Below are 20,937 nucleotides of genomic sequence, written 5' to 3' on the forward strand. Positions count from 1 at the left end.
CTGTGACGCGCACCATATAACCTCTGTGGCCTGACCACTGTGGTCAGACCACATCGATGCGGTTCTTCCCGCACCCGCCCACTCCAGGAGACACGCGTGGACACCTTCACCGCGACCACCGATGCCATCGGAGGCAGCGTGGCACTCTCGGCCCTCGTCGCCACCCTGCCCCTCATCACCTTCTTCGTCATGCTGCTCGGGGCCAAGGCCCGGGCGCACGTGTCCGGTGCCGCCGCGCTGGTCGTGGCCATCGCCGTCGCCGTCATCGGCTTCGGCATGCCATGGGACCTCACTCTGCTCTCGGCCACCCAGGGCGCCGTCTTCGGCCTGTTCCCCATCGTGTGGATCGTGGTCCTGGCGCTGTGGTTCTACCAGGTGACGGTCCTCAGCGGACGGTTCGAGGACATGCGCGCCATTTTCGACACGATCGGCGGTGGAGACCTGCGCATCCAGACGATCCTCATCGCGTTCTGCTTCGGTGGTCTGCTGGAGGCGTTGGCCGGCTTCGGAGCGCCCGTGGCCATCACCGCCACCATGATCCTGGCCCTCGGCCTGAAGCCCCTGAAGACCGCCACCGTGGTGCTCATCGCGAACACCGCGCCCGTGGCCTTCGGTGCCATCGGCATCCCGATCACCACGGCCGGAGTGCTGACGAATCTCGACCCGGCCGACATCGGCGCCGTCGTCGGACACCAGGCCCCGTTCCTGGCCCTGCTGGTCCCGTTCTTCCTGCTCGTCATCATCGACGGATTCCGTGGCCTGCGGGAGGCGTGGCCGGCTGCCCTGACCATCGGTGGCACGTTCGCCCTGGCCCAATGGTGGAGCGCCACACATTTCTCCTACGAACTGACGGACGTCGTCGCCGCGCTGGCCGGAATGGCTGCCGCCGTCGTCCTCCTGCGATTCTGGAAGCCGAAGGGAGCCGATGCCGTGCGCGAACGCATGGGCGTGGAGAAGCCCGTCGCAACGGGGAACCTGACCCCGGTCCGCGTGTGGATGGCGGTCATGCCCTACATCCTGGTGGTAGCGGTCTTCGGCATCGCCAAGTTGTGGAAGGCCGGGGTGGACATCCCTGCCGCCCTGGCGGACACCGACGTCGCTATCCCGTGGCCCGGGCTGGACGGCCGCCTGCTCAACCCGGAGGGCGAGCCCCTCACCAACACCGTCTACACCTTCCAGTGGCTCTCCAGCCCGGGGACGCTGCTGCTGATCGCCGGTCTGATCGTCGCCGTGGCCTATGCGGTCTTCGACGCCCAGGGCAGGTTCCGGCTGTCCTTGGGGAACGCCGTGATGGAGATCGGCCGGACGTTCTGGAAGATGCGGTTCGCAGCCCTGACCATCATGACCGTGCTGTCTCTGGCCTACGTCATGAACTTCTCCGGTCAGACGATCGCCATGGGTACCTGGGTCGCCGGACTCGGTGCGGCGTTCGCCTTCTTCTCCCCGGTCCTGGGATGGATGGGCACAGCCGTGACCGGTTCGGACACCTCTGCCAATGCGTTGTTCGCCAACCTGCAGAAGACCGCGGCCCTCGAAGCGGGCTTGGACCCGCACCTGATGACGGCGGCCAACACCTCCGGCGGCGTGGTCGGCAAGATGATCTCCCCGCAGTCGTTGGCCATCGCGGCCACCGCGGTGAGCATGGAGGGCAAGGAGTCGGCCATCTTCAAGTCCGTGATCTGGTGGTCGGTCGGTCTTCTGCTGCTGCTGTGCACCCTCGTGTTCCTGCAGTCCAATGTGCTGGCGTGGATGCTGCCCGGGGCCTGAGTCCTAGACTGATCAGGAGTCCCGTCACCCCAGGAGAAGAACGCCCGTGCCCGCACCCCGCGCCTATACGGCGATCCTTGCCTGGCTTGAAGACCAACTGCGCACGGGGGCGATCAGCGTTGGAGAGAAACTCCCCGGGGAGCGCCACCTGGCCGAGCAGTTCGAGATCTCCCGGGCCTCGGTCCGTGAGGCGATCCGCGTGCTTGACGCCATGGGCCTGGTCCGATCGACCACCGGGTCCGGCCCATCGGCCGGGGCCGTGGTGATCTCCGAACCCTCGACGGCACTCGCGTGGGCGTTGCGGATGCACATCGCCACGCAGGCTCTGCCGATCGGGGACATCGTTCAGGCGCGGTTGTTGCTGGAGACCCAATCAGCCCTGGAATCGGAGACGCGGCCGGACTCCCCGGAACGGCGGCGGATCCTGGAGGAGGCCGCCCGGTTGCTGGACGAGATGGACGCTCCCGGATTGCCCGCTGACCGATTTCACGCCAGCGATGCCCAGTTTCACATCCTGCTGACCTCCTTGGCCGGCAATGTGGTGGTGGAGACCATGATGGCGTCCCTGCGCGAAGCCACCATCGGTTACGTCCAGGAGACCGTGTCCGGGCTCGAGCGCTGGCCGGAGGTCAGCTGTACCCTCCAGGATCAGCACCGCGGGATCCTGCGGGCCGTCCAGGAGCGGCGCGGAGAAGATGCAGCGGAGGCGTTACGCCACCACATCACCTGGTTCTACGGGTTGAGCGATCACCGCTGAGGGGCTGGGGTGCCTCGGTGTCCCCTCCGGTTCATCCCCACCGCGGCGCCGCTTCACCGGCCTACACTGGTTCCGGCGTCGGGCCGCACGATCAACGCGCCCGGCCGGCGTCGTCCCCGCCCCGACCTGATCCCAGGAGTTCCCGACGTGACCATCCAGCTCGACCGCGTCCCGCTCAAGCGGGCCTTGATTTCCGTCTACGACAAGACCGGTCTGGAGGAACTGGCCGCCGGGCTCCACGCGGCCGGCGTGCAGATCGTCTCCACGGGCTCCACGGCCCAGCGGATCGCAGGCGCCGGCGTGCCCGTCACCGAGGTGTCCGAGGTGACCGGGTTCCAGGAGTGCCTGGACGGCCGAGTCAAGACCCTCCACCCGATGGTCCACGCCGGCATCCTCGCCGATCGCCGCCGCGAGGACCATGTGGCCCAGCTCGAACAGATGGACGTCCAGCCCTTCGACCTGGTCGTGGTGAACCTCTACCCCTTCGTGGACACGGTCCGCTCCGGTGCCGGCCAGGACGAGGTCGTCGAGCAGATCGACATCGGCGGTCCCTCCATGGTGCGGGCCGCGGCCAAGAACCACCCCTCTGTGGCCGTCGTCGTGGACCCGGCGAAGTATGGCGACGTGGTCTCGGCCGCCCGGCAGGGCGGCTTCGAGCTGACGGCACGACGCCGGCTCGCGGCCCTGGCCTTCGCGCACACCGCCGCGTATGACAACGCGGTGGCGGCCTGGACCGCTGCCCAGTTCGAGGACGACGATGACACCGCGGAGGTCAGCCTCTTCCCGCCCTACGCCGGGGTGACCCTGCAGCGCGCCGAGACGCTGCGCTACGGGGAGAACCCGCACCAGCAGGCTGCCCTCTACGTGGAGGACGGGGCCGCCCCGGGCATCGCACAGGCTGAACTCCTGCACGGCAAGGCCATGAGTTACAACAACTATGCGGATGCTGACGCTGCCCTGCGTGCGGCCTACGACTTCGACCAGCCGGCCGTGGCCATCGTCAAGCACGCCAATCCCTGCGGCGTCGGCGTCGCCGCCGAATCCGGGGAGGATGCGATCGCCGAGGCCCACCGCAAGGCCCACGAGTGCGACCCGGTCTCCGCCTTCGGTGGAGTGATCGCCGCCAACCGCGAGGTCACCGCCGGCATGGCGAACACCGTCCAGGGCATCTTCACGGAGGTCGTCATCGCGCCGTCCTTCTCCGCCGAGGCCCTGGAGATCCTCTCGGCCAAGAAGAACATCCGCCTGCTGCGCCTGCCGGAGGGCTTCGCCCGGGCCTCCGGACGGGAGAGCATCGAGTACAAGCAGGTCTCGGGCGGGATGCTGCTGCAGGCCCGGGACGCGGTGGACGCCGCCGGTGACAATCCCGAGACCTGGACCCTGGCCGCCGGCCCGGCCGCCGATCCGGAGACCCTGACGGATCTTGCCTTCGCGTGGCGAGCCGTGCGCGCGCCGAAGTCCAATGCCGTGCTGCTGGCCAGCGGCGGGGCGACGGTCGGTATCGGCATGGGCCAGGTCAACCGCCTGGACTCCTGCCGCCTGGCCGTGGAACGGGCCAACACCCTGGGGGCCGCGTCCACGGGTGCTCAGGAGATCACCGCCGAGATCACGACGGCGGGTGGCGCGGAGAACGTGAGCGGCACCGGTGCTCCGGAGCGGGCACGCGGGGCCGTCGCGGCCTCTGACGCCTTCTTCCCCTTCGCCGACGGCCTGCAGATCCTCATCGACGCCGGCGTGCGCGCCGTCGTGCAGCCGGGTGGCTCCGTCCGTGACGAGGACGTCATCGCCGCTGCCGAGGCCGCCGGCGTCACCATGTACTTCACCGGTGCCCGCCACTTCTTCCATGGTTGAGCCGGTGAGGTGATGACCCCGAAGGGCCAGCCAGGGCCGGAGACACAGATCAGCGGTGATCTGCGCCGGGGTGACGTCGAGGCGGCCACGGACAGACTGCGTCGGATGCCTCCGGCCCAGGTGCGGAGTGTCCTCGGCCGGTCCGGGCCCGGGGACGTTGCGGTGATCTTTCGGCTCCTGGAGAAGAACGTCGCCGTGGAGGTCTTCACCTCCCTTGAACCACGTCAGCAGTCTCAGTTGATCAGAGCTCTGCAGGACGAGGACGTCCAGATCATGTTTGCGCATCTGCAGGCCTCTGGTCAGGCACGGCTACTCGATGAGGTGCCCGCCGAGGTGGCCCAACGGCTGTTGGGCACCCTCAACAGTGGGCAACGTGAGGACGCGGGCAGGATTCTGGGGTATCCGCCTGGATCCGTCGGCCGCAGGATGGGCCCCGTCCTCATCGAGATGCGTCCTGATATGACCGCCGGGGAGGCGTTGAAGTCTCTCCGCCAGTCCGAAGTGCCCGGACAACGGTTGCGCCGCCTGGTGATCCTGCCGGTGGTCGGCAGGGGGCACCGGCTGTTGGGGATGGTGGAATTGACGGTCCTGGCCAGTGCTCATGAGCAGGCACGGGTCGCCGATCTGATGACGACGGACGTCGACTCCGTCGCGGCGACAGAGGACGATGAGACCGCGGCCCGCCGGCTCTCCGCTGAGGACCTCCTGGCACTACCCGTGATCGACGTGGCATCGAGACTCGTCGGGGTCCTCACCCTGGCGGACGCGAGCCGGATCCTGGCTGAGGAGGAGACGGAGGACGCCGCACGGTCTGGTGGGTCGGAACCGTTGGCCCAGCCCTATCTGAGTACTTCCGTGGGCAGACTGGTCCGTTCGCGGATGGTGTGGCTCCTGGTCCTGGCCGTGGGTGCGACCCTCACCGTGCAGGTGTTGGAGGTCTTTGAGTCGACGCTCGAGGAGATGGTGGTCCTCTCCGTCTTCGTGCCTCTGCTCATCGGCACCGGCGGCAACACCGGAAACCAGGCGGCCACCACCGTGACCCGCGCCCTGGCCCTTGGCGACGTCCGGTCCGGAGACGCCCTGCGGGTGGTGCGCCGAGAATTCGCGGTGGGACTGGGCCTGGGGGCCCTGCTGGGAACGATCGGCCTGGTGGTTGCCGGTCTCGTGTATGCCTGGCCCATCGGGGTCGTCATCGGGCTGACACTGCTGTCCATCTGCACCTTGGCCGCTTCAGTGGGATCACTGATGCCCATCATCGCGCGGCGGATCGGAGTGGACCCGGCCGTCTTCTCTAACCCGTTCATCTCCACGGTGGTGGATGCCCTGGGTCTGATCGTCTACTTCCTGATCGCCCGGGCCGTCCTGGGGATCTGAGTGGCACCCGGTCACGTGAGGTGGCCGCGCCCGCCATTCCGGTAGATTGGGGGCCGATTCACCCATCACGACGACTCGGGCCGTGCCCACCGGCGCGCCCTGCGAGGAGAACCACGCTTCATGTCGAAGATCATCTACACCTATACCGACGAGGCTCCCATGCTGGCCACCGGCTCACTCCTGCCGCTCGTCGAGGCCTTCGCCTCGACCGCGGGTGTGGGCATGGAGACCCGGGACATCTCCCTGGCCGCGCGCATCCTGGCCGTCTTCAATGACGTGCTGCCCGAGGACCAGAAGGTCAATGACGCCCTCGCCGAACTGGGAGAGCTGGTCAAGACCGATGACGCCAACGTCATCAAGCTGCCGAACATCTCCGCCTCCGTGCCGCAGCTGAACGCCGCGATCGCCGAGCTGCAGGCCGGCGGCTACGCGCTGCCCGCCTATCCGGACGAGCCGAAGACGGCCGAGGAGAAGGACGCCCGGGCCCGCTACGACAAGGTCAAGGGCTCCGCCGTGAACCCGGTCCTGCGTGAGGGCAACTCGGACCGCCGCGCCCCGAAGGCCGTGAAGAACTTCGCCCAGAAGCACCCCCACTCGATGGGCGCCTGGTCGGCCGACTCGAAGACCAACGTGGCCACCATGGCCGCCGACGCGTTCTTCCACAACGAGAAGTCCGTGGTCATCGGCGAGGACAGCACCATCCGGATCCAGTTCGTGGAGGGCTCCGGCGAGGCCGGTCAGTCCGGTCAGGCGACGGTGCTCAAGGACGACTTCCCGGTGCTCGCCGGCGAGATCATCGACGGCACCTTCATGTCCGCCGCAGCCCTGGACGAGTTCCTCGCCGCCCAGGTCGCGCGCGCCAAGGACGAGGGCGTGTTGTTCTCCACCCACCTCAAGGCCACCATGATGAAGGTCTCCGACCCGATCATCTTCGGCCACGTGGTCAAGGCCTTCTTCCCGTCGCTGTTCGAGAAGTACGGTGCCGAGCTCGCCGCTGCCGGCCTGTCCGCCAACAACGGGCTGGCGGCCATCCTCTCCGGTCTGGACTCCCTGGACCCGCAGGTCGCCGAGGGCGTGAAGGCCGAGATCGAGGCCGGCTACGCCAACGGCCCGGACCTGGCCATGGTCAACTCGGACAAGGGCATCACCAACCTGCACGTCCCCTCGGACGTGATCGTGGATGCGTCCATGCCGGCCATGATCCGCACCTCCGGCCACATGTGGAACAAGGACAACCAGGAGCAGGACACCCTCGCGGTGCTCCCGGACCCGTCTTACGCCGGTGTGTACCAGGTCGTCATCGACGACTGCCGTGCGAACGGCGCGTTCGACCCGACCACCATGGGCACCGTCCCGAACGTCGGCCTGATGGCGCAGAAGGCCGAGGAGTACGGCTCGCATGACAAGACCTTCGTCCTCGAGTCAGCCGGCACCGTCCAGATCGTCGACGGCTCCGGATCCGTGCTGATCGAGCACGCCGTCCAGGCCGGGGACATCTGGCGTGCCTGCCAGACCAAGGACGTCCCGGTCCGCGACTGGGTGAAGCTGGCCGTCACCCGTGCCCGCGCCTCCCAGACGCCGGCCGTCTTCTGGCTGGACGAGAACCGCGCGCACGACGCCAACCTGATCGCGAAGATCAACGAGTACCTGCAGGGCCACGACACCGAGGGCCTGCAGCTCGAGATCATGGCCCCGGAGCAGGCGACCGCCTTCACCTTGGAGCGCATCCGCCGGGGCGAGGACACCATCTCGGTCTCCGGCAACGTGCTGCGTGACTACCTGACCGACCTGTTCCCGATCCTGGAGCTGGGCACCTCGGCCAAGATGCTCTCGATCGTCCCGCTGATCAATGGCGGCGGCCTGTTCGAGACCGGCGCCGGCGGCTCCGCCCCCAAGCACGTGCAGCAGTTCGTGGAGGAGAACCACCTGCGCTGGGACTCGCTCGGTGAGTTCCTGGCCCTGGCCGTGTCCTTCGAGCACGAGGCCGTCTCCCACGGCAACGCCCGCGCCCAGGTGCTGGCCGACACCCTGGACCGCGCCACCGGCACCTTCCTGGAGGAGGGCCGCAACCCCTCCCGCAAGGTCGGGGAGATCGACAACCGCGGTTCGCACTTCTACCTGGCCATGTACTGGGCCCAGGAGCTGGCGAAGCAGACCGAGGACGCTGAGCTGGCCTCCAAGTTCACGGAGATCGCCACCGCCCTGACCGAGAACGAGCAGAAGATCCTGGATGAGCTCAACGCCGTCCAGGGTGCCCCGGTGGACATCGCCGGCTACTACTACCCGTCCAAGGAGAAGGTGTTCGAGGCCATGCGCCCGTCCGCCACCCTCAACGCGATCGTGGCCAAGCTGGCCAGCTGACCAGTCGCAACTGGCGGTCGAGAACGCCCCGTTTCCCCGGAGAGAATCCGGGGAAACGGGGCGTTCTCGACCTACAGATCCAGACGGCAGGCGACGGGGCCGTCACCGTCCCGGCGGCCGCGGCGGCAGATCCTCGTCCCGGCCGATCAGGACGTCCCCGACCGGGGCTCCCTGCTTCCGGTTGCTGGCCTTGTTGAGGAAGTACGTGAGCACCCACAGCGCGATGCCGAGGACCATCAGTCCGCCGGCGATCTGGTAGACGATGGGATCTCGGTCCACCCAGGGACCGGCCAGGAACAGGGAGAAGAGGCCCGCGAGGTAGGGCAGCACGGTGGGAGAGTTGAAGGCTCTCTTCGAGTACGAGCCCGATTCCGGGTCCGCGCCCCTCCGGCGCCGCAGCACGATGCAGGCCACGTTCACCACGGTGAAGACGCAGAGCAGCAACAGGGCGGTGGTGCTGGAGAGATTGGTGACGATGTTGCTCTCGGGGTCACTGGCGACGTACCAGATGAGGAACAGGGCAAGGATGGTGGTGAAGATGATCGCGACCCAGGGGGTGCGGCGAACCTTCAGCACCTTGCCCAGCGGCCGCGGCAACACGTTCTGCTTGGCCATGCCGTAGACCAGCCGACTGGCCATCAGCATGTTGATCAGGGCGGTGTTGGCTACGGCGAACACGGCCAGGAAGGGGAAGATCCGGTCCACGGGGAAGCCCGGGGAGCCCTGCTTCACCACTTCCAGCAAGGCCTCACCTTCGGCCTCGCCGATCCTGGACAGCTCCGTCGGGGACAGCACGGCCACGGCGGAGACAGCCACCAGCATGTAGAAGAGCACGGCGATGCCCAGGCCGGTCAGCATGGTCCGGGGGAAGATGCGGACGGGGTCCTTGGTCTCCTCGACCATGTTCACCGAGTCCTCGAAGCCCACCATGGCGAAGAAGGCGATGGAGGTGGCGGCGGTGACGGCGAGGAAGAGCCCCTTGTCATTGTTGTCCTGGAACACGAAGATCTGGCTCAGGTCAGAGCCGCCCTGGGCCATCGCGAAGAAGCCCACCCCGATCACGATGCACAGGGCCGTCATCTCCACCAGCGTCAGGACAACGTTGAATTTGATGCTCTCGCCCACCCCGCGCAGGTTGATCAACGCCAGCAGCACCATGAAGCCCAGGGCCACGCCCATCACCGCTCCGGGGCTGGCCTCTCCCATCCAGCCGTTGACCTCCAGCCCGCCGAAGAAGTTCTGCGCCAGCACGTTGGCCGAGGTGGAGGCACTGGTGATGCCGGAGCACACCACGGCGAAGGCCACCAGGAACGTGACGAAGTGGATGCCGAAGGCCTTGTGCGTATAGAGCGCGGCCCCGGCGGCCTGCGGATAGTGGGTGACCAGTTCCAGGTAGGAGAAGGCGGTCATCGTGGCCACGGCGAAGGCCAGCAGGAACGGCAGCCACAGGATGCCGCCGACCATGCCGGCCATCTCTCCGGTGACCGCGTAGATCCCGGCACCCAGCACGTCGCCGACGATGAACAGCAACAACAGTTTGGGGCCGAGGACTCGTTTGAGTTCGCCCTCGCCCTCCTCAGGAGGGGCGCTGGGGACGTCCGGCGTGGTGGTGCTCATGGCTGCCTCCGACATCTGCACAGGTCACACGGGTGTTCGCAGTGTGGCCCGCTCGGGATGCGGGGGTCAATGATTCACCGGTCACTCGAAGCGCGCGCCGGACTCCCTGCTCATCTGCTCCACGGAGGTGTAGGCGTCCCGTGCCAGGGCAGACCACAGCTTGATGGCCAGTTGCGGATCGGACTCCTCGAGGGCGGAGATCACCTGGGCGGTGAGCACCCGGGTGGTCACCGGACCCATGGCGCGCACCGTGGTGAGCTGCCGGCCGGCCTGGCCGAGGGCGATCTCGCCGAAGATCATGCCGGGGGAGAGGTAGGCCTGCCGGTAGCGCCGGCCGCCGGAGCCCTGGCTGGTGAGCTCGACCTGCCCCGCCGTGATGAAGTAGATCCCGCCAAACGGCTGCCCCGCCCGGCGGATGACCTGCCCGGCCCGGTAATTGCGGGTCTCCATGAACGCGGACAGGGTGAGGGCGTCCTCTTCGTTGAGCATCTCCAGGAGGGGGGACCGCGTCGGCTCCTGGTCGCCGGTGGGCACCAGGTCGGGCGCATGGCGGGCCAGCATCCGCTGTTCGATCCACTCGAGGGCGAGGGACCGGGAGAGGAACAACCGGAATTCGGGCTCGACGGCGGCGTCCACCGTGCCGTCCCCGTCCAGGTCGGCGGGGGCCAGATCAGAGACGGCTGCATCAGAGGTGAAGCTGTCGACCGCGCCTCCGCCGGCGTTCCCGCCGGATGTTCCGGTTCCGCCGGCCGTGGACGCGGCAGGCGTGGACCAGGTGGTGGTCTCCGGCATCGGGTCCGGCAGGGCCCCGTCTTCCGTGTCCGCCGCGTAGTCCAGCAGGGACTGGGTGAGTGCGGTGTCGTCGTCCACGAGGATCAGATCGCGGCGGTCCTCCAGGAAGTTGCGCACCACATGGGTGAGCATCCGGGCCGCTGCCCTACCGAAGTCATCCACCTTGCGAACGTCCACCACGAGGGTGCGGACGGAGGCTGGCAGACCGACGGCGGCCCGGGCCAAGGTCTCGGCCTCGGCGAAGCCGATGTCACCGCCGATCTCGATGATGCGGCATTCCGGTCCGTGCACCTCGAGGGCCTGCAGGGCCTCGACGCTGCGGGGGACGCTGGAGGGCGCCTCGGACAGGTCATACCGGGCCCGGATGGTGGAGCGGCCCAGGGGCGGGACATCGCCGTAGTGCAGGCCGAAATCGGTGGCGATCTGTCTGATGGCCATGCCGCCGCGCACGGACATCCCGTGTTCGTCCAGGGGCGGGGAGAAGACCCCGACGCCCATCTGTCCGGGCACCACTACGAGTACCCCGCCGCCGACCCCGGACTTCGCCGGCAGGCCGACCTCGATGGCCCAGGTGCCGGCGTCGTCATACATCCCGCACGTGGACATGACGGAGAGCACCCAGCGGACCACCTGCGGGGAGAAGATGCGTTCACCGGTGGCCGGGTTCACGCCCTGGTTCGCCAGGGTCGCGGCCATCATGGACAGGTCCTTGGCGGTGACCAGGATGGAGCACTGGCGGAAGTAGTCCTGCAAGGAGGGTTCGGGGTCGGACTCGAGGATCCCGAACGAACGCAGCAGCCAGGCCAGGGCCCGGTTGCGGTGGCCGGTCTTGTCCTCGGCCTTGAAGACGGGCTCCGAGACCTTCAGGTCCCGCCCGGCGGCGTCCGAGAAGGTGTTCACGATCCGTCCGATGCGGTCACGCCCGCCCCTCCCCTTGATGAGCGAGGTCGTGGTGATGGCCCCGGCATTGATCATGGGGTTGTCCGGGCGGCCGGTGCCCGCCTGCAGGGAGATCTCGTTGAACGGGTCGCCGGAGGGCTCCACGTCGATCTTCTCGTGCACCTTGTCCGGGCCGAGGTCCTCCAGGGCCATGCCGTAGGTGAAGGCCTTGGAGATCGATTGGAGGGAGAACGGATGCTCCGCGTCCCCGGAGGCGTAACAATGACCCTCGACGGTGGTCAGGGCCAGACCGAACAGGCTCCGGTCCATGGCGGCGGCCGAGGGCACGGCCTGGTAGGTGGTGCCCTCGTCCACGGGGCGGATCTGGTCGACCAACCGGTCAAGGTAGTCCTGCACGGGGGATCTCATGACCCCCAGCCTAAGGGGCCTGGCGGTCAGTACCCCGCCTCGGCGTCCACCCGTCCCTCCAGCGCGGACCCCTCGGCACGGGCGGCGAGGTTCCGCTCGCTGCGGGCGTTGATCAACGGGATGCACATCTGCGGGGTGTCCGCCGTGTGCGGGGTGATCAGGCAGCGCGGTTCGGCCCACAACGGGTGTCCGTCCGGGAGCGGTTCCGGGTCGGTGACGTCCAGTCCCGCACCGCGGACGGACCCGGCGGCCAGCGCCGCCACCAGGGCATCGGTGTCCACGAGGGTTCCGCGGGCGATGTTGACCAGGATGGCGGTGGGGTCCATGAGCTCCAGTTGCCGGGCCCCGATCATGCCGCGGGTCTCGTCCGTGGCGGCCGCGGCGATCATCACGACGTCGGCGCCCGGCAGGACCTCGTCCAACCGGTCCTGCGTGACGGTCCGGTCCGCCCCGGGCACCTCGTCGTCGGTCCTCCGGACCATGGTGACGGTGGTGTTCCAGGTCTTGAGCAGGCGCAGGTACTCGCGGGCGATCCCGCCCCCGCCGACCACCACGCAGTTCAGCCCGTTCAGGGTGGTGCCGCCCCCGGGGCCCCACCCGGTGGCGCGGACCCGCTCGGGCAGGTCCCGCAGCAGGGCGAGCGTGAGCGCGAGGGCGTGCTCGGCCACGGGCGGTGCATAGACACCCTTCGCGGAGGTCCACTGGAGGTCCGTTCGCTTCCGGATCAGCGGCACGTACCGTTCGATGCCGGCAAACGGCAGCTGGATCCATCCGAGCGACGGGTTGGCGGCCAGGATGGCTTCAACGTCCTCGACCGGCACCGGGTACACCATCACCAGGGCGGTCGCGGACCCGTCACCGTAGGGTGCGTCAGCGTCGCTTGGCACCACCGAACCGCCGACGTCGGCCGCGGCCTGCGCCGGTCCGGCGTGCGCCTCGCGGTAGGGGCCGTCTCGGCGGGCATCGGCCGGCGGGTAGAACAGGACCCGATCGGGTCCGGCGGTGGCGGGGTTCACGGCAACTGACTCAGTCATGCCGCCATGCTGTCACAACCGGAGGCCACCGGTGCGTTGGCGACGGCTTGATGCCGGCGGGGCAGGTCCTTAGGGTCGGGGTCATGAACGGATCTGCGAACCACCCAGAGAACCAGACCGACCTCAACGCCAGTAGTGGGGGTGCGGGGGCAGGCCAGCTCGCCGCCGATGACCCGACGACCCGGCACCCGAAGATCTCCCCACCGGAACAGGACCAGCCGGAGCCGGGGCTGGACGTGAAGACCGAACCGGTGCCGGACATCGGTCTGGAGTCCTACCGTGGCCAGGGCCGCCTGGTCGGGCGCAAGGCGTTGGTGACCGGCGGCGACTCCGGGATCGGCGCCGCCGTCGCCATCGCCTTCGCCCGGGAGGGAGCGGACGTGGCGATCGCCTATCTGCCGGCCGAGGAGGAGGACGCCCGGCGTGTGGTCGAGGCCATCGAGGAAGCCGGACGGACCGCGGCCGCGCTTCCCGGGGACCTGATGGACCGGCCGTACCGGGAGGGAGTCGTGGACGCCGCCGTGGAGAGGCTCGGCGGGCTGGACATCCTGGTGAACAACGCCGGCAAGCAGGTGATCTCCGACTCCCTGGAGGACCTGAGCGATGAACAGGTGCACGAGTCGTTCCAGATCAACATCATGTCCATGTTCACGCTGTCCCGAGCCGCCCTGAAACACATGGGCCCCGGTTCCACCATCGTCAACACCACGTCCATCCAGGCGTATGAGCCGTCGCCGAACCTGCTCGACTATGCCTCCACGAAGGCGGCGATCAACAACTTCACCAAGGGCCTGGCCCAGCAGGTGGCGGAACGGGGCATCCGCGTCAACGCCGTGGCACCGGGCCCGGTCTGGACCGTCCTGCAGGTCTCTGACGGACAGCCCAAGGAGAAGCTGCCGAAGTTCGGGCACAACACCCCGATGGGCCGTGCCGGTCAGCCGGTGGAGATGGCTCCGGCGTTCGTGTTCCTGGCCTCCGGGGAGTCCAGCTACGTCACCGGTGACACCCTCAACGCCAACGGCGGCACCCCCACGCCCTGATCCACGGCGGGCGGTCCACAATGGGAGGATGAGTTCCCGCACCCGGACCGGCCCCTTCGACCTCGATCGACTGGGCGCAGGCCTGGTCTTCAGCGACTCCCTGCCGGACCTGCGCCGGGCACTGGTCTCGGAGCGCCTCGCCGTGGTGCAGGCACCGCCGGGCACCGGCAAGACCACGCTCGTGCCGCCGGCCGCGGCGAACCTGCTGTCCGGGCAGAAGGTCATCGTCACGCAGCCGCGAAGGGTGGCGGCCCGCGCCGCCGCCCGCCGCCTCGCGGCCCTGGACGGCACCGGCGTCGGGACCCGGTCCGGGTATGTGGTCCGCGGGGAACGCCAGACCGGCGCGGAGACGCTGGTGGAGTTCGTGACCCCCGGCGTACTCGTCAACCGGTTGCTGCGTGATCCCGAACTGGCCGGCGTCGGCGCCGTGATCCTGGACGAGGTCCACGAACGCGATCTCGAGACGGACCTGCTCTTCGGCATGCTCGGTGAGGTGGCCCAGCTGCGCCCTGAACTGCTGCTCGTGGCGATGTCCGCGACCCTGGATGCGGCACAGTTCGCCGCCCGACTGGGGGAGGGCACCGGCCGGCCCGGTCCCGCCCCCGTGGTCGACTGTCCCTCAGCCCTGTTCCCGGTGGCCATCCGCTACCGACCGCATTCCGGCCGCCGCCAGGACCTCCGTGGGGTGAGCCGGGATTTCCTCGAGCACGTCGCCCGGTGCGCCGCCGAGGTCCATGCCGAGGTCCGCGCTGCCGAGCCGGGAACCGACGCCCTCGTCTTCGTGCCCGGAGCCCGCGAGGTCGCGGAGACGGTGTCCCGGTTGCGGGCGCTGGCCCCGGACACCGAGATCCTGCCCCTGCACGGCCAGTTGCCGGCCGCCGAGCAGGACCGGGCCGTCGGCGGGCGCGAACCCTCCGCTGCGGACCGGCCCCGGATCATCGTGTCCACCTCCCTGGCCGAGTCGTCGCTGACCGTGCCGGGGGTACGGCTCGTGGTGGATGCCGGTCTGGCCCGCGAACCCCGCCGGGACGCTGCCCGCGGCATGACCGGACTGGTGACGGTGGCCGCCGCGCAGTCCTCCGCCGACCAGCGGGCCGGCCGTGCCGGGCGCCTGGGACCCGGTACCGTGGTCCGCTGCTACGACCGCAGCACCTACGGGACGGCACCCGCGCAGCCGACGCCCGCCGCCGCCGTCGCGGACCTCACCGGGGCCGCGCTGGTGCTGGCCTGCTGGGGTGCGCCCGCCGGAGAGGGACTGGTATTGCCGGAGCCGCTGCCGGAGGTCTCTCTGGCCGAGGCACTGGAGACGCTCACCGCGTTGGACGCCATCGACCCCGCCGGCCGCGCCACCGACCACGGTCGTAGCCTCGCCGCGATCCCCGCCGAGCCGCGGTTGGCCCGCGCCCTGCTCGACGGCGGCCGGTTGGTGGGTGCGCGTGCCGCCGCCGAGGTGGTCGCCCTGGTCTCGTCCGACGTGCGGCCCGAGGGGGCCGACCTGACGGTGTCCCTGCACCGGCTGCGTGCCGCGGGTCGCGGCGACACCGAGGCAGTCCGGTGGCGTCGGGAGACCGAGCGCTTCGAGCGGTTGGCCGGCGGCGCCGGTCCGGTGGACTCGGGGAGCACCAGGGTGCCGCGGGAATCCGAGGTGGGGGCCGTCGTCGGGCTCGCTTGGCCTGAACGCCTGGCGCGGCGGGCCCCGGACGCCGCCGGTGCCGGCGGAGCCAGCGGTGGCAAGGCCAGCGGCATCTACCTGCTGGCCTCCGGGACCCGGGCCGCGCTGCCGCCGGGAAGCCCGCTGGCCGGGGCGGACTGGCTGGCCGTGGCCGAGGTCTCACGCGCCGAAGGCAGGGCCGCTGCCGGCACGGGAGCCGTGATCCGGGCCGCGGCCCCCGTGGACGCCGCCCTGGCCGAACAGCTCGCCGGACCCCTCTATCGGGAGGAGCGGACCGCCACGTGGCAGGACGGCCGGGTGGTCGGCCGGGCCGTGAAGGCGGTGGGAGCGATCCTCCTGTCCGAGACGCCGGTGGCACCCGACCGCGCATCCGGACGCGCCGCCGTCGTGCGCCTGCTGTCCGAGCGGGGCCCCGAGGCCATCGGCCTGACGGCCGAGTCCAGTCCCGGAGCCGACGCGATGCGCCGCCGGTTGGACCTGCTGCACCGGACGCTGGGGGAGCCATGGCCGGGCATGTCCTCGGCGGCGCTCGCGGCCAGCTGGGAGGACTGGCTCGCCCCCGAGGTGGAGAAGCTGGCCGGCGGAGCCAAGACCGGTTCGCTGGATCTGGCCTCGGCCCTGCGCCGGCTGTTGCCGTGGCCGGAGGCGGTGCGCTTGGACGAGCTGGTCCCCGAGCGACTGCCGGTGCCCAGCGGCCGCACCGCGCGGATCGACTATCCGGGCGTGGAGGCGTCAGTGGGTCCCGGTGTTGCGGATCCCGCCGCCGGGCTTCCCGACGCCGGCACCCCGGTGGTGGCGGTCAAGCTCCAGGAGTGCTTCGGGCTGGCTGAGACGCCGAGGCTGGTGGACGGCCGGGTGCCGGTCGTCTTCCACCTGCTCTCCCCGGCGGGCCGGCCCCTGGCCGTCACCGGCGACCTGGCCTCGTTCTGGTCCGGACCCTACGCCCAGGTGCGCGCGGAGATGCGGGGGCGCTACCCCAAGCACCCGTGGCCTGAGGACCCCTGGACCGCGCCGGCCACGGCGAGGACGAAGGACAGGTCCCGGTAGCGGAGCCGGCGGTGAGGGCAGGAATGCGCATCCGGAGTCAACCTGCGTTCGGTCCACACCTTTTGCAAAAGAACAGATCGCCTGAGGCATCAGCACACACTAGAACTGTCCGTTCTGGGTCGGATTGCCGATCTGCGACTCGCGGGTTCGCTGGATTTCGGCGTCCACTTCGGCTCCCAGCAGCAAAACGATGTTAATGAGCCAGAGGGCTATGAGAAGGGCCATTATGGTTCCGATTGCGCCGTAGGGGTTGAAACCAGCGAAGTATGAGGAATAGAAGTAGAGCGCACCGACGGCGATAGCGATGCCGAGGATCGCTATCGCCGATCCCAGACTCAACCAGGTGGTTCTCGGCTGCCGAACGTTCGGAGTGAAGTAATACAGCAGGGCGATGATCGCGAGCATCAAAGCGAGGATGATTGGCCATTTGGCCCACGCCCAGATGGGCAGGAACGACTCGGTCATGAATCTCAAGAGGTCGCCTAGGCCCAAGGGTGCGGCGATGGGGCCGAGTATGCCCGTTACCAGGGCATCGTTGAGGGCCAGGCAGACCAGGATCAGCACTGCGACTAACAGAATGGTCAGGGTCGTCAGCAGCATGGTGGCCGTCCGCTTGATCAGGCCTCGGCCCTCGTCGCGTCCGTAGATGGTGTTCATGCACCTGGAGAAGGCCCTGACATAGATGGAAGAAGACCACAGGGAGATGGCGATGCCGATGATGAGCGCGATGCCTCCTCCCGCGGCGGAATCAATCATGGTCTCTACGAGGTTCACCACGAGGTTCTGGTATTCCGTGGGCACGTATTGCCGGACCAGGTCGTCTCCCACGGAGATCACGGTTTCGGCGTTGCTGGCCAGCACGAGCGTGATGATGGAGAACACTGCCAGCAGAGCGGGGGCCAGAGACAAGACCGAGAAGAACGTGAGCATGGCCGCTAAATCGAAGCCACCGTCCCGTCCGAAATTCTTCGCGGATCCCTTCAGGGCGTATGCCAAGCTGGATCCTGCGAGACGGGGTCGGTGGCGCGGCTGATGGCCGCTGACTGGTGCGGATTTCTCCGCCGCTCTCACGATGGATCCGGTACGTACACGGGTCGACACAGGTGGTCCTTTCACGGGACGTCTCGCGATCACGTCGCGATGGCGCGCTGGAGCAGTCGGGCTACGTGACCATCCGCAAGGGCTTCGTCGGAAAGCGACCCCGCATGTGGCTGTACATCTCCGCGGACGGCAAGGCAGCCTTCGCCGCTCACGTGGCCTCGCTGCGGGAACTGACCGCCGGACTCCGACTGCACGTAGTCCTCGGCTGCCCGGACAGATGGCTGACAGGGTGCCCGATCGTCACGGCAGGGGCCACGTGTGCACGGGGTCTCCGCCGCGCATGTGCTTCCCGTATTCCGCCACCAGGCGCGAAAGAGCCGCGCCGCGGGACAGGCCGGATTCCTCGTACCGGCCCAGCGACCGCGTCATCCACGTGGCCCCGTTCTGGCCGGTCCGGGTTCGGCCGGTGAGCACTGCCAGGTAGTGGTCCGCCACGTCGTCCTCCACCTCGAGCAGCTCCAGCCCGTGCCGGGCGGCCGGCAGCAGGTGCCGGTCCAGCAGCTCCGTGACGGGGACGTCCCCGTATCCGGGCCAGTACACCGAGGCGTTCAGGCCGTGCCGGGCGCATTCGTAGAAGTTGGTCCTCGCCACCGCGAAGGACATCCGCTGCCACGGGTTCTCCTCCGTGGACACCAGGTACTTGACCAGGCCGAAGAAGAAGGCGGCATTGGCGACCATGTCCACGACCGTGGGTCCGGCCGGAAGCAACCGGTTCTCCACGCGCAGGTTGGCCGGAAGCGCCGGCGAGGTGCCGGCGTCGTCCCTCTTCTCGTCCTTGCCGGGATCATAGATCGGCCGATTCCAGCGGTAGACCGTGCCGTTGTGCAGCAGCAGCTCGGCGAGTCTCGGCGCCCCGGCCGCCGTGGTGCCCGTTTCGCCGGACATCTCCGGCAGCAGGGCCGGGAAGAAGGCGATGTTCTCCTCGAACAGGTCCTCGATGCCCTCGATCCAGCGCTCGCCGAACCAGACGCGGGGCCGCACCCCCTGCCGGGCCAGCTCGGGCCCCCGGGTGTCCGCGGCCTGCTGGAACACGGGGATGCGGGACTCGGCCCACAACCGGCTGCCCAGGAACAGCGGGGAGTTCGCGGCCAGGGCCACCTGCGGTCCGGCGATCGCCTGCGCCGCATTCCAGACCGGGCCGAACTGTTCCCGGGTCACCTCGAGGTGCAGCTGCATGGAGGTGCACGTGGACTCCGGGGCGATGTCCCGGGCGTAGTAGGACAGGTGCTCGGGCCCGTCGATGTCGATGAGGATGTCCTCGCCGCGCGCCTCAAGGATCGCCGCGTTCAGGGCCGAGTAGCGGTTGCCCTCGCTGATCCAGTCCTCACCGGCCAGGTCCTCGCCGTCCAGGGTGGGCAGGATGCCGATGGCGTAGAGCTGCGCTCCGGCACGGATGGCCCGCTCGTCCGCCCGGTCCAGTTCCGCCTTCAGGGATTCCTCGAGGTCGCGCAATCCGCGCTCGCGGATCGTCAGGGACGGGTGATTGAGCTCGATGTTGTACCGGCCCAGTTCCGTCTGGAACGCCGGATCGTCGATGGCGTCCAGGACCGCGCGATTCAGCGGCGCCGGCTGGGATGCCTCGTCCACCAGGTTCAGTTCCAGTTCCAGGCCGATCCGCCCCGCCCCGGAGAAGTCGCTGCCGGCAAGGTAGTCCTTCAGTTCCCGCAGTGATCCTTCCAGCCGCTCGCGGTACCGCGTCCGCTCGGACCGGGAATAGGTGCTCGACTCGACCTCGGTGCCCATGGGATGAAGCGTAAGGCACCGGAACCCTTGGGAAACACCCGCGGCGGGCATATGCTCACGTCAGAGTGACCTGCTTCACAGGCCCGAGGTGAGTTCTCGGTCCGGGACGCAGCACCGTGGGACGGAACCGGACCGGAGGTACGCGACTGATGAGGCAATCCCGACCGAGTGGACCGAGTGGCCGGCACACCCGCCGGCTGGCGAGCGCCGCAGTGGTAGCCGCAGCAGCCCTGGTCCTGACGGGCTGCGGGCCAGCGGAGGAGACCCCGGTCCTCACGTGGTACACCAACCCGGACGACGGCGGCCAGGCCACCATCGCGCAACAGTGCACCGAGGCGGCCAACGGGGCCTACCGGATCGAGACGTCCATCCTCCCCACTGACGCAGCCTCCCAGCGTGAGCAGCTGACCCGGCGCCTGGCCGCCGGGGACACCTCGATGGACATCATGTCCCTGGACCCGCCCTTCATCCCCGAGCTGGCCGAGCCCGGATTCCTCGCGCCGGTCCCCGAGGACGTGGCCTCCTCGACCACGGAGGACACCCTGGAGGGGGCGCTGGCCGGGGCGACCTGGAAGGACAACCTCGTCACCGTGCCGTTCTGGGCGAACACCCAGCTGCTCTGGTACCGCGAGTCCGTGGTCGAGGAGGCGGGGCTGAACATGGACGAACCGGTCACCTGGGATCAGTTGATCGAGGTCGCCCGGGACCAGGACAAGGAACTCGGCGTCCAGGGGGCACGGGCCGAGTCCATGACCGTGTGGCTCAACGCGCTGGTCGAGTCCGCCGGCGGGCACATCCTCGAGAATCCGGAGGCCTCCGCAGCGGATGTCCAGACGGGACTCGACACGGAGGCCGGTCTCCAGGCGGCGCAGATCATCTCCACCATCGGCCAGGAAGGCCTCGGTGGGCCCGGCCTGGCCACCCAGCAGGAGAACGAGGCCATGCTGCTCTTCCAAGGGGACAACGGCTCCTTCATGGTGAACTGGCCGTTCGTCTGGCCCGCCACCAATGCCGCCGTGGAGGATGGGGCACTCCCGGAGGACCTGCCCGAGGACATCGGCTGGACCCTGTACCCCCGGGTGGTGAAGGACCAGGAACCGGCCCCGCCCCTGGGCGGCATCAACCTCGGGGTGGGGGCCGAATCCGAGCACCCGGAGCTGGCGTGGGAGGCGATCGAGTGCATCGTCACCCCGGAACACCAGACCGAGTACTTCATCACCAACGGCAACCCGCCCTCCAGTGCGAGCGCGTTCGACGACCCGGCCGTGGAGGAGGCGTTCCCGATGGCCCCGACCATCCGCGAATCCCTGCAGCTGGCGGCTCCCCGCCCGCAGACGCCGTACTACAACGAGGTGTCCACGGCCATCCAGCAGCGGTTCACCCCGCCGGGCGCCGTTGACCCGGACACCACCCCGGCCGAGACCGGTCAGTTCATCATGGAAGTCCTGCGAGGGGAGTCCCTGCTGTGAGTGC

At 69.0% G+C, this 20,937-nt stretch carries 13 protein-coding genes and 1 pseudogene; 9 read left to right on the forward strand and 5 right to left on the reverse strand.

Annotated features, from left to right (window positions below; all coding sequences use genetic code 11):
* Nucleotides 1-96 precede the first annotated feature (96 nt).
* From BOSE125_RS01815 to BOSE125_RS01835, 5 genes are all read left to right on the forward strand, one after another.
* Nucleotides 97-1,767 carry an L-lactate permease gene (locus tag BOSE125_RS01815; RefSeq protein WP_159549179.1) on the forward strand — a complete coding sequence of 557 codons (1,671 nt, stop codon included), beginning with the start codon at nt 97-99 and terminating at the stop codon, nt 1,765-1,767.
* 46 nt (nt 1,768-1,813) lie between these two features.
* Nucleotides 1,814-2,524: a FadR/GntR family transcriptional regulator gene (locus BOSE125_RS01820; RefSeq protein WP_159549182.1), complete on the forward strand. Its 711-nt coding sequence runs from the start codon at nt 1,814-1,816 to the stop codon at nt 2,522-2,524.
* Between the two features lie 147 nt (nt 2,525-2,671).
* Nucleotides 2,672-4,375, forward strand: coding sequence for a bifunctional phosphoribosylaminoimidazolecarboxamide formyltransferase/IMP cyclohydrolase (gene purH, locus BOSE125_RS01825; RefSeq protein ID WP_159549185.1), 1,704 nt, complete (start codon nt 2,672-2,674; stop codon nt 4,373-4,375).
* A gap of 12 nt (nt 4,376-4,387) precedes the next feature.
* On the forward strand, nt 4,388-5,749 hold the full coding sequence (mgtE, locus tag BOSE125_RS01830; RefSeq protein WP_159554551.1) for a magnesium transporter: 1,362 nt from the start codon (nt 4,388-4,390) through the stop codon (nt 5,747-5,749).
* A 120-nt stretch (nt 5,750-5,869) separates the two neighbouring features.
* On the forward strand, nt 5,870-8,110 hold the full coding sequence (locus BOSE125_RS01835) for an NADP-dependent isocitrate dehydrogenase (protein WP_159549188.1): 2,241 nt from the start codon (nt 5,870-5,872) through the stop codon (nt 8,108-8,110).
* Nucleotides 8,111-8,212: 102 nt separating this feature from the next.
* Here BOSE125_RS01835 and BOSE125_RS01840 read toward each other — a convergent pair whose 3' ends face one another.
* The 3 genes from BOSE125_RS01840 to BOSE125_RS01850 form a co-directional block, all read right to left on the reverse strand.
* Nucleotides 8,213-9,727: an APC family permease gene (locus BOSE125_RS01840; RefSeq protein WP_159549191.1), complete on the reverse strand. Its 1,515-nt coding sequence runs from the start codon at nt 9,725-9,727 to the stop codon at nt 8,213-8,215.
* A gap of 81 nt (nt 9,728-9,808) precedes the next feature.
* Nucleotides 9,809-11,827: a glutaminase A gene (gene glsA, locus BOSE125_RS01845; RefSeq protein WP_159549194.1), complete on the reverse strand. Its 2,019-nt coding sequence runs from the start codon at nt 11,825-11,827 to the stop codon at nt 9,809-9,811.
* 26 nt (nt 11,828-11,853) lie between these two features.
* The gene (locus tag BOSE125_RS01850; RefSeq protein WP_159549197.1) at nt 11,854-12,861 is read right to left on the reverse strand and encodes a D-isomer specific 2-hydroxyacid dehydrogenase family protein; all 1,008 of its coding nucleotides are present in this window, start codon (nt 12,859-12,861) and stop codon (nt 11,854-11,856) included.
* 83 nt (nt 12,862-12,944) lie between these two features.
* Between BOSE125_RS01850 and BOSE125_RS01855 the strand changes: the two genes are divergently transcribed.
* Nucleotides 12,945-13,901 (forward strand): SDR family oxidoreductase, encoded by a 957-nt coding sequence (locus BOSE125_RS01855; RefSeq protein ID WP_159549200.1) that lies wholly within the window; start codon nt 12,945-12,947, stop codon nt 13,899-13,901.
* A 28-nt stretch (nt 13,902-13,929) separates the two neighbouring features.
* Nucleotides 13,930-16,620 carry an ATP-dependent helicase HrpB gene (gene hrpB / locus BOSE125_RS01860; protein ID WP_159549203.1) on the forward strand — a complete coding sequence of 897 codons (2,691 nt, stop codon included), beginning with the start codon at nt 13,930-13,932 and terminating at the stop codon, nt 16,618-16,620.
* 99 nt (nt 16,621-16,719) lie between these two features.
* Here the strand turns inward: hrpB and BOSE125_RS01865 are convergent, their stop codons facing one another.
* Nucleotides 16,720-17,616 carry a YihY/virulence factor BrkB family protein gene (locus BOSE125_RS01865; RefSeq protein ID WP_236557767.1) on the reverse strand — a complete coding sequence of 299 codons (897 nt, stop codon included), beginning with the start codon at nt 17,614-17,616 and terminating at the stop codon, nt 16,720-16,722.
* A 107-nt stretch (nt 17,617-17,723) separates the two neighbouring features.
* Between BOSE125_RS01865 and BOSE125_RS18100 the strand changes: the two are divergent.
* Nucleotides 17,724-17,882: pseudogene (locus BOSE125_RS18100) on the forward strand (transcriptional regulator); the annotation flags it as partial.
* Between the two features lie 79 nt (nt 17,883-17,961).
* On the opposite strand, the gene BOSE125_RS01875 reads toward BOSE125_RS18100, so the two are convergent.
* Nucleotides 17,962-19,464 (reverse strand): glutamate--cysteine ligase, encoded by a 1,503-nt coding sequence (locus BOSE125_RS01875; RefSeq protein WP_159549209.1) that lies wholly within the window; start codon nt 19,462-19,464, stop codon nt 17,962-17,964.
* 149 nt (nt 19,465-19,613) lie between these two features.
* On the opposite strand from BOSE125_RS01875, the gene BOSE125_RS01880 reads away from it, so the two are divergent.
* Entirely contained in the window at nt 19,614-20,933 is a 1,320-nt protein-coding gene (locus BOSE125_RS01880) for an extracellular solute-binding protein (RefSeq protein ID WP_159549212.1), read from the forward strand.
* Nucleotides 20,934-20,937 lie beyond the last annotated feature (4 nt).

The organism is Citricoccus sp. K5, assembly GCF_902506195.1.
GTDB lineage: Bacteria > Actinomycetota > Actinomycetes > Actinomycetales > Micrococcaceae > Citricoccus.